Genomic DNA, 3,207 nt, shown 5'->3' on the forward strand with positions numbered 1-3,207 from the left:
GACCTACCTCGGCGGAGTACTCCTCGCCGCCATGATCACCCACCACCGCATCCACAATTAGCAGACACGCCCTAGTCAGGTGTCGAGGATCTCCTGCAGTGATGCACGAGTCATCGGCCGCCGGAGGAGGTCCACGACCTCTTGCTCGGCGAATGCCGCGCGCTCAGCATCGGACGGGTCGATGGCCTCGCAGATCGTGTTGTAGGTCCAGTTGAGCCAGCCGGTCACGGCGACGGCGAACGACGCGAGTGCGAGGTCGGGCCACCGGCCGGCGGCCTGGACGTAGCCCTCGCGGAACGCGGCGATCGACGTACGGTTGAGTGCCGGTCGTAGTGCCCAGTGACCGAGCGCGGACCCGAGCTCCTGCTCCGGCGAGAGCGAACCCGCGAAATCCCACTCGGTGACCACCAGCTTGTCCTGGTGCCCGACCCGGACGTGCTCGGGAATTAGCGCGCAGTTGCAGAGGATGAGACCGCGCTCGACATCGGCCTCGATCCCGCGCAGGTCGGACACCGCGGGCAGCAAGGCGGCGAGCTGATCGGCCCATGGCTTGCCGGCGTTGCGCGCCCGCGCGAGCAGGTCGCGCCACTGGACGTCGTCGCCGCGCGCGGTGAGGTACGGGTTGACGGGCGTCTTACTCGGAATCGCCAACGAGTGCAGGATCCCGTACGTCGTACCGATGCCTCGGGCAACGCTCGCCGGCGTCGGTACGACCGGCGACGGGCCGACCTCGATCCATTCGTGGACCCGCCAGCTCTGCTCCCGTACGGTCTCGATCAGCCGGCCGCCGGGGCTACGAACCGGAGTCGGTGCCGCGACCCCGGCGGCAACCGCGGCGTCGCGGAGCCGCGTGCCGAGTTCGGCCTGATCGTTGGTGATCCACGGGTAGACGGTGACGGCGAGCCAGCGGCCGCGATCCGTCGTGATCGACCAGCAGCGACCCATCGGCGTGAAGGCGACGGGGGAGACCGCGCCGGTGACCCTGCCGAGACCGAAGGCGGTCACGAGCGCGTCGGCGAGTCCGTCCGGCGGTGTCGGTACGGCGGCCGCTCGGCGCTCGGTCTCCGACTTCAGCTCGGCCCAGTCGCGGAGGCCGTACTCACCGGCCAACGCCTGCTGGGCCTCGGCCAGCGACGTACCGGGCCGCGACTCACGCAGCGCCGCCAGGAGGTCCTTGGCTTCTTTGCGCAGGAACCCGAGGCTCGGCTTGTCAGGCAGGAATCGCATCGCGCATCCTCTCGCGCCCGGACTCGCACGGGCGGCAGAGAGAGCACCTCAACGGGGTGGCTTCCAGCCTGCCGGCGAGTCTCGACGCGGCCCCGGCCGCGCACCCGCAACGCTAACCGGCGGACGCGACCGAGGTCAACGGCTTCAGTACTGCCCGTACACCGAGACCGTCGTGCCGATCTTCGTTTCCTGGAAGATCTTGTGGATCTGCGGGCGCATCACCCGTACGCAGCGGTGCGACGCCGGGTAGGTCTTGATCAGCGAGTTGACCCGCGAACCGTGCAGGGCGATGCCCGGGCGATCCTTCAGGAAGTAGATCGAGTCGTACATGTACGCGTCGTCGTACAGGCTGCTCTCGTGCGCGCCGGCCCACTTGCGCCAGACCTTGCCGGTGCGGTTCGGGGTGTCGTACCCGGCCGCGCCGGTCGAGACCCAGACGATGCGGCGGTAGGTGTTGTCGACGACCTGGTACAGGACCTGGCAGGTCTTGTTGACGTAGATGCCCGCGGGCTTCTTCGGTGCCGGGCGGTTCTTTGCCAGCAGCACCGATCGGACGTCGGCCGTGGTCAGGCGCTCGCGGTTGATCGGCAGGCCGTTCGTCTCGCGCCAGGCGCACAGGGCCTGCTTGGTGCGCGCGGTGATCTCACCGTCGACGTCGCCGACCGGATAACCCCACGCGGCCAGGCGCTTCTCGACCTCGAGCGGGTAGTTGACCTTCACCGGCGCGACAGGCGTGGTCGGCTTCCCGGTCGTTGGCTGGGCCGTCGGCTGGGTGGTCGGCGTACCGGACGGCGTCGCCGAGGGAGTCGTGGACGGCGTCTCGGAGGGCGTCGCGCTCGGCGTACCAGAAGGACCGGGCGCGGTGGTCGTCGTACTGGGGGAGGGAGTTGACTCCTCCGCCGCGACGTCGGTACACCCGCTGAGCACAACGCCCAGCACCAGCAAGCCGGCCACGATCCCACGTCGACGCGCCACGAGAATCCCCTCTCCTCAGGACTTTCAGCGTCGCAGACGGGGCCGTTCCGGGGCGGAAGCCTCGCCGTACTGCGTTCGCTCGCCGAACGCTAGTACTCCGACAGGTCCCCAGACTCCGCCGATGCCACACCCGTCACCGAACCGTTGTGATCAGTGACCCCCTTGGACAGGTCGAGCAGCACGAGTCGTTGCCGACGGCGTCTTCAACGACCGCACACCGCACCGGCCCCGCCCTGATCTACAGCCCGAGGTCCCGCAGGAACTCCGGCTTGTACGCCTGCATCACCACGTACCGCGGGTCGGGGACCTCCATGTCGGCATTCTTCGCCGCGTCCTCCGCCGGGCTGTGCTCGCCTTCAGGCGCGGTCGGGTCGGTCCACTCCTGCGCGGCCGGGTTCCACTTGGTCACCGTGTACTCCGCGCTCAGGTCGTCCCCGGCGACGAGCTCCTTGACCGTGCTCTCCGCCTCCCGCGCGTCCTCGAGCGTCTGCGTGTAGAGCAGCATCCGGTTCCCGTCCCGGGTCACCGTCACCTGTCGCCCGAGCCGCTTCCGCGCGTCGTCGTCCAGATCGAGCGCCCGCAACCGCTCCCAGAACGTCAACCCGTGCTCGTCGCTCCCGAGCTCGACCACAACCCGAAACTCCTCATCCGCCATGCTGCACACCCTACCCAGGCGAGGTCGTCGCCCGAGCACCCTGTACGACGGTCGGCCAGTCCGCCAGTACGCCGCCGCGCCCGCCCGCTCGCTCGCGCTGCTCTCGCTCTCGCGTTCGCCCCGCTCTCGCGTTCGCCCCGCTCTCGCGTTCGCCCCCGCTCTCGCGTTCCCCCGCTCTGCGCCGGGCCGCGCTCCGCCCGCTCGCCCGCGTACGCCGTACGGGCTGTAACTGTTGAACATGAAATCGCCGACGGCACAATCCATTCTGATCCATCGACTAGGGCGTGTCTGCTAAATCCGGGCGGCGCTGTCGTTGATGATTGGTTGGTGCTTCGTTCTGGTGTGATTTC

The 3,207-nt window shown here is 69.0% G+C and carries 3 protein-coding genes; all 3 read right to left on the reverse strand.

Annotation, left to right across the window (positions count from 1 at the left end):
- Positions 1–75: 75 nt before the first annotated feature.
- A complete protein-coding gene (locus ACLQ2O_RS41890) occupies positions 76–1,227 on the reverse strand; it encodes a hypothetical protein (RefSeq protein ID WP_425843468.1) in 1,152 nt (383 codons plus the stop codon).
- 144 nt (positions 1,228–1,371) lie between these two features.
- Positions 1,372–2,202, reverse strand: a complete 831-nt coding sequence (locus tag ACLQ2O_RS41895; RefSeq protein ID WP_425843470.1) for a L,D-transpeptidase family protein — start codon at positions 2,200–2,202, stop codon at positions 1,372–1,374.
- Between the two features lie 238 nt (positions 2,203–2,440).
- Positions 2,441–2,857 (reverse strand): hypothetical protein, encoded by a 417-nt coding sequence (locus ACLQ2O_RS41900; RefSeq protein ID WP_425843472.1) that lies wholly within the window; start codon positions 2,855–2,857, stop codon positions 2,441–2,443.
- Between the last annotated feature and the right edge of the window lie 350 nt (positions 2,858–3,207).

The sequence above is a fragment of the Kribbella sp. DT2 genome (assembly GCF_049844575.1).
Lineage (GTDB): Bacteria > Actinomycetota > Actinomycetes > Propionibacteriales > Kribbellaceae > Kribbella.

What these genes read in the sequence shown, in the direction of transcription:
- ACLQ2O_RS41890 (WP_425843468.1), bottom strand. Translation starts at nt 1,227, where the DNA reads ATGCGATTCCTGCCTGACAAGCCGAGCCTCGGGTTCCTGCGCAAAGAA.
- ACLQ2O_RS41900 (WP_425843472.1), bottom strand. Translation starts at nt 2,857, where the DNA reads ATGGCGGATGAGGAGTTTCGGGTTGTGGTCGAGCTCGGGAGCGACGAG.